Consider the following 6,120-nt stretch of genomic DNA (forward strand, 5'->3'; position numbering starts at 1 on the left):
GCGGGCGTCACCGGGACCAACCACCCAACACCTCGAACACTACCCGCGCGCCACCCCCACCCGCCCGCCCCCACCCCGCCCCACGGCCCCGTTCCACCACCCCGCACTCCCCGCCTTCCTCCCCCACCCGTCCACCCCCCGCACTCCCCGCCCGCCCTACCCCGCCCCGCCCTCCCGTCCCGGTGATCAAGAAGTTTGCGTCAACCGATCAAGAGGTTCGCGTCAACGTGAAGATCGAAGTTGACGCGAACCTCTTGATCACCGAGAACAGGCGGGGTGGGGCGAGGGGTGGGAGGAGGGAGGGTGGGTCAGTCTTCGGGGGTGTGGAGGTGGCGGCGGACGGAGAGGAGGTCGATCTCGGGGCGGGCGGCCACCAGGCGCTCGCAGGAGTCGAGCACGTCGCGGACGTGGGTCGCCTCGGCGGCCACCACGGCCACCCCGATCTCGGCCCGACCGTGCAGGTCGAGCGCGCCCACCTCGGCGGCCGACACCTCGAACCGGCGCAGCGCCGCCACGATGGGCCGGACGTAGGAGCGCTTCGCCTTGAGCGAGCGGGAGTCACCCGGCAGGAGCAGGTCGAAGAGTGCGGTTCCGGTATACATCGCCACGGACGTTACGGAACCGGCCCGGACATGCTCAAGGGGTTTACGCCGGCTGGCGTAAACCCCTTGAGCACTGTCGTCAGCCTCGGATCAGGCGCGCGGCTTCTCCCGCATCTCGAAGGTCTCGATGGTGTCGCCGACCTGGACGTTGTTGAAACCGCCCAGAGTCAGACCACACTCGAAGCCTTCGCGGACCTCCGTCGCGTCGTCCTTGAACCGCTTGAGCGAGCTGATCGTGAGGTTGTCCGCGACGACCGCCCCGTCCCGCAGCAGCCGCGCCTTGGCGTTGCGGCGGATGATGCCGGACCGGACGATGCAACCGGAGATGTTGCCGATCTTGGACGAGCGGAAGACGTCGCGGATCTCCGCGGTGCCCAGCTCGACCTCCTCGTACTCCGGCTTGAGCAGCCCCTTGAGCGCGGCGTCGATCTCCTCGATGGCCTGGTAGATGACCGTGTAGTACCGGATCTCCACGCCCTCGCGGTCGGCGATCTCGCGGACCTTGTTGGCGGCCCGCACGTTGAAGCCGATGATCGTGACCGCCTCGGACGAGGCGCTCGCGAGCATGACGTCGCTCTCGGTGATCGCACCCACGCCCCGGTGGATGATCCTGAGCTGGACCTCCTCGGGGATGTCGAGGTTGAACAGCGCGTCCTCGAGGGCCTCCACGGAACCGGAGACGTCGCCCTTGAGCACCAGGTTGAGCGAGGTCTTCTCGCCCTCCTTGAGCTGCTCCATGAGCGTTTCGAGGGTGGCCCGGCCGCGGGAGTTGGCGAAGGACGCCGCCCGCCGTCGTGCCTGCCGCTGCTCGGCGATCTGCCGCACCGTGCGGTCGTCCTCGGCGGCCAGGAAGGTGTCACCCGCACCCGGCACCGCGGTCAGACCGAGCACCAGGACCGGACGGGCCGGACCGGCCTCGGCGACCTGGTTGCCGTTCTCGTCGAGCATGGCGCGGACCCGGCCGTGTGCCCCGCCGGCGACGATCGAGTCGCCCGCCCGCAGGGTGCCCTTCTGCACCAGCACCGTCGCCACCGCACCGCGACCCTTGTCCAGGTGCGCCTCGATGGCCACACCCTGCGCCGGCCCGTCGATCGGAGCGGTCAGCTCCAGCGACGCGTCGGCGGTCAGCAGGACCGCCTCCAGCAGCTCGTCGATGCCGATGCCCGGCTTGGCCGCCACGTTGACGAACATGGTGTCGCCGCCGTACTCCTCGGCGACCAGGCCGTACTCGGTCAGCTGCTGGCGGACCTTGTCCGGGTTCGCCTCCGGCTTGTCGACCTTGTTGACCGCGACCACGATCGGCACCTCGGCCGCCTTGGCGTGGTTGAGCGCCTCGATCGTCTGCGGCATGACGCCGTCGTCTGCCGCCACCACCAGCACCACGATGTCGGTGACCTGGGCACCACGGGCACGCATGGCGGTGAACGCCTCGTGACCCGGGGTGTCGATGAAGGTCACCGCGCGGTCCTCGCCCTCGTGCGGGACGTGGACCTGGTACGCGCCGATGTGCTGGGTGATGCCACCCGCCTCGCCGGCCACCACGTTCGCCTTACGGATCGCGTCGAGCAGCTTGGTCTTACCGTGGTCGACGTGACCCATGACGGTCACCACCGGCGCACGGCTGACCAGGCGGTCCTCCGCGACCTCGGCGTCGAGGTCGATGTTGAACTGCGCGAGCAGCTCGCGGTCCTCGTCCTCCGGGCTGACGATCTGCACGTCGAAACCGAGGTGCTCACCGAGCAGCAGCAGGGTCTCGTCGGAGCAGGACTGGGTCGCGGTGACCATCTCGCCCAGGTTGAACATCTCCTGGACCAGCGAACCCGGGTTGGCGTTGATCTTGTCGGCGAAGTCCGACAGCGAGGCGCCACGGGAGAGCCTGACGACCTGACCCTGACCCCGGGGCGCGCCCGAGCTCATGGTCGGGGCCGACAGGTTGTCGAACTCCTGTCTGCGCTGCTTCTTGGACTTGCGACCACGGGTCGGCCGGCCACCCGGACGCCCGAAGGCACCCGCGGCACCGCCGCCACGGCCACGACCGCCACCACCGGGACGACCACCGCCACCGGCCGGGGCACCCGGACGGAAACCACCGCCGGGAGCGCCACCGCCGCCGCCACCGGGGCCACCACGGTAGCCACCGCCGCCGGCGCCACCGCCGCCACCGGGACCGCCACGGAAGCCACCGCCACCGCCGCCACCGGGACGGAAGCCACCGCCGCCGCCACCGGGACGACCGGCACCGCCGCCGGGGCCGCCACGACCGCCACCGGGGCCGCCGGGGCGACCGGTGGTGGGCCGCTGGCTCGGCATCGAGGCCGGGCTGGGCCGCGGCGGCATCGACGCCGGGCTGGGCCGCGGGGGCATGCCGGCCGGGCTCGGCCGGGGACCGCCACCGCCGGCCGCCGGGGGCCGCTGCTGCTGGCCACCCTGGATGCCGAACGGGTTGTTACCGGCGCCGCGCGCCGGGGGACGACCACCGGGCCGGGCACCCGGGCCCGCCGGGGGGCCACCGGGCCGGCCGGCGGCCGGGGTGCCCGGACGCGGCGGTACGGCGTTGGGACCGGGACGCGGACCCGGACGCGGGCCACCCTCGGTGGGCGGCTCCCGCCGGACGTTGTCCCGCTGCTGCTGCCGGGCGGCCTGGGCGGCCTTGACCGCCGCCTCCTGCTCGGCCTTCAACGCGGCGGCGCGCGCCTCGGCGGCGGCCACCTCGATGTCGTGTGCGCTCGCCGGCTTGGCGACCGGGGTCACCGGCTGCGGCGGGCCGGGGACCGGGCCCTTGGGCTTCGGTCCAGGGGTCGGCGCGGCCGGCCGCCGGGGCGGCATCGGTCGGGCCGAGACCCGGGGGGCACCCGGGGTCGGGGGCGGCGTCGGGGTCGGTGCCGGGCTCGGAGCCGCCGCCGGAGCGGACGGCGCCGACGAACCACCGGCGGACGCGACGAATGCGCCACGCAGCCGTCGGGCGACGGGCGCCTCGACGGTGCTGGACGCGGACTTAACGAACTCGCCCATTTCCTTCAGCTTGGCGAGCACTGTCTTGCTTTCGACCCCGAGCTCCTTAGCAAGCTCGTGTACGCGGGCCTTACCTGCCACTGCACTCCTCACTCCGAGGTCGTGCGGGCAGCACCCGCAGCGACCTCACTCGTGCACTTGAAGCCTGGTCATTTCAGGGACTTCATCGTGTGCTCATGTCGGTCGTCCTACCTTGCTAGCGACCCTCGCCCGATCGGGTTGACCGGACGTAGTGGTTGGCGCATCGACGTGCTCCGCGACGGCACCGTGATCGGGGACCCCGGTGAGTCGCAGCGCCCGCCCGAAGGCGCGACGCCGCACCGCCAGCGCGAAGCAGGCCGGATCCGGGTGCATGTTCGCTCCCCGACCCGGCAGACTGCGGCTCGGATCAGGCCGGAGACTGTGACCATCCTCGTCACCGACCGCGACGATCCGCAGCAGTTCGCTGGCCGGCGCACGTTTCCGGCAACCCACACAGGTGCGCTCCGGATGCGCGCGTCGTACCACTGGAAGAAGTCTACCCCTAGCCGCCCGAGATCGCTCCGCCCGGCTCCGGGACGGACTCGGCACCGCCCCGGCCGCCGGTGCCCGACTGCTCCGCGTCGGACCGGATGTCGATCCGCCAACCGGTCAACCGGGCGGCAAGCCGGGCATTCTGCCCCTCCCGGCCGATCGCCAGGGAGAGCTGGAAGTCCGGGACGGTCACCCGGGCCGTACGGGTGGCCAGGTCGACCACCTCGACCCGCAGCGCCTTGGCCGGCGAGAGCGCGTTGCCGACGAAGGTCGCCGGGTCGTCCGACCAGTCGATGATGTCGATCTTCTCGCCGTGCAGCTCGCTCATCACCGCGCGGACCCGCTGGCCCATCGGCCCGATGCAGGCACCCTTGGCGTTCACGCCCTGCACGGTGGACCGGACGGCGATCTTGGTGCGGTGACCTGCCTCACGGGCGATCGCCCCGATCTCCACGGTGCCGTCGGCGATCTCCGGCACCTCCAGCGCGAAGAGCTTCTTCACCAGCGCCGGGTGCGACCGGGACAGGGTGATCTGCGGCCCGCGCATCCCCTTGGTCACGTGCACCACCACGCAGCGGATCCGCTCGCCGTGGGTGTACCGCTCGCCGGGCACCTGCTCGGACTGCGGCAGCACGCCCTCCAGCTTGCCCAGGTCGACGCTGACGATGCCCTTCTCGCTGCGCGCCTCGTGCGCCTGCACCACACCGGTGACCAGGTCGCCGTCGCGGCCGACGTACTCGCCGAAGTGCACCTCGTCGGTGGCCTCCCGCAGCCGCTGGAGGATCACCTGCTTGGCGGTCATCGCCGCGATCCGGCCGAAGTCGTGCGGGGTGTCGTCCCACTCCCGCACCACGCTGCCGTCGTCGTCCAACTCCTGGGCGTAGACCAGGGCGGCCCCGTTCTTGCGGTCGATCTCCACCCGGGCGTGCGACTCGGCGCCGTCGGTGTGCCGGTAGGCGGTCAGCAACGCGGTCTCGATCGCCGCGAGGATCGTGTCGAACGGGATCTCCCGCTCGCGCTCCAGTGCGCGCAGCGCCGCGAGGTCGATGTTCACCTCTCCTCGTCCTCCACATCATCGTCGTCATCTTCGTCGGTGTCGTCGCCGACCTCGTCGATCTCGTCCGCCTCGTCGATCTCGTCGAGGCGGTGGAACTCGACCTGCACCCGGCCGGGGCCCAGCTCCGGGTAGCGGTGCTCCACCGGACCGGACTCGGTCTCCAGCACCACGCGCTCGTCGTCGGCCGCCGTCACCCGTCCGGTGACCTGCCGGTCCACGGCGGGCTCCCCGGCCCGTACGGTCACCTTCACCAGCCGGCCGGCGTTACGCCGCCAGTGCCGGGGCAGGGTCAGCGGGCGGTCCACCCCGGGGGAGCTGACCTCCAACTGGTACTCCCCCGCCACGATGTCCCCGCCGGACTCCTCGGCCGCGTCCAGCGCCGCCGAGACCGCCCGGGAGACGACCGCGACCGCGTCCAGGTTGATCCCGCCGTCGGCGTCCACGATCACCCGGACCACGTGCCGGCGGCCGGCCCGGGAGACCGACACGTCCTCCAGGTCGTAGCCCGCCCCGGTGACCACCGGCTCGATCACCGCGCGCAACCGGTCACGCCGGGCGGCCAGGTCACCCCGGGATGCGCCGGCACGGTCCCCGCCCCGGGGGCCGTCGGTGCGGCGGGAGCGTCCCGTCGGCGCCGTCGGCCTGGTGGCACGGCCACGCTGCGTCATCTGGGCACCCTTCTCCTGGTCGGCGGCGGTCGTCGGACCGGCACGCCGGGACGCCACCGGGGCGGCAGCGCCGGTGGCTGCGCAGAGCGTAACGCGCCGTCGGTACGGCGGCCCCGGCGGCGCACCGACGGCGGTCGCCCGGCGGACGGCGGGCATGGTGTTGACTTGTCCGGTGGCCACGGGCAGAACAACGACGCACCACGACGGAACGGGGCAGTCCCGGCGTACCGTGCTGCGGGCCGGCGCGCTCCTGGCGGCCGGCGTCGCC

5 protein-coding genes are annotated in these 6,120 nt (G+C 72.6%); all 5 read right to left on the bottom strand.

Annotation, left to right across the window (positions count from 1 at the left end; genetic code table 11):
* Nucleotides 1-308 precede the first annotated feature (308 nt).
* Nucleotides 309-602, bottom strand: a complete 294-nt coding sequence (locus B5D80_RS32345; RefSeq protein WP_088647721.1) for a DUF503 domain-containing protein — start codon at nucleotides 600-602, stop codon at nucleotides 309-311.
* A 90-nt stretch (nucleotides 603-692) separates the two neighbouring features.
* Complete coding sequence (infB, locus tag B5D80_RS32350) at nucleotides 693-3,695, bottom strand: translation initiation factor IF-2 (RefSeq protein ID WP_088647722.1); 3,003 nt, start codon at nucleotides 3,693-3,695, stop codon at nucleotides 693-695.
* Between the two features lie 93 nt (nucleotides 3,696-3,788).
* Nucleotides 3,789-4,121, bottom strand: a complete 333-nt coding sequence (locus tag B5D80_RS32355) for a YlxR family protein (protein WP_088647723.1) — start codon at nucleotides 4,119-4,121, stop codon at nucleotides 3,789-3,791.
* 16 nt (nucleotides 4,122-4,137) lie between these two features.
* Nucleotides 4,138-5,181 (bottom strand): transcription termination factor NusA, encoded by a 1,044-nt coding sequence (gene nusA / locus B5D80_RS32360; RefSeq protein ID WP_088647724.1) that lies wholly within the window; start codon nucleotides 5,179-5,181, stop codon nucleotides 4,138-4,140.
* Entirely contained in the window at nucleotides 5,178-5,852 is a 675-nt protein-coding gene (gene rimP / locus B5D80_RS32365; protein WP_088647725.1) for a ribosome maturation factor RimP, read from the bottom strand. Before rimP ends, nusA begins: the two co-directional genes overlap by 4 nt.
* Between the last annotated feature and the right edge of the window lie 268 nt (nucleotides 5,853-6,120).

This window comes from Micromonospora wenchangensis (assembly GCF_002210435.1).
In the GTDB taxonomy this organism is placed as follows: Bacteria; Actinomycetota; Actinomycetes; order Mycobacteriales; family Micromonosporaceae; genus Micromonospora; species Micromonospora wenchangensis.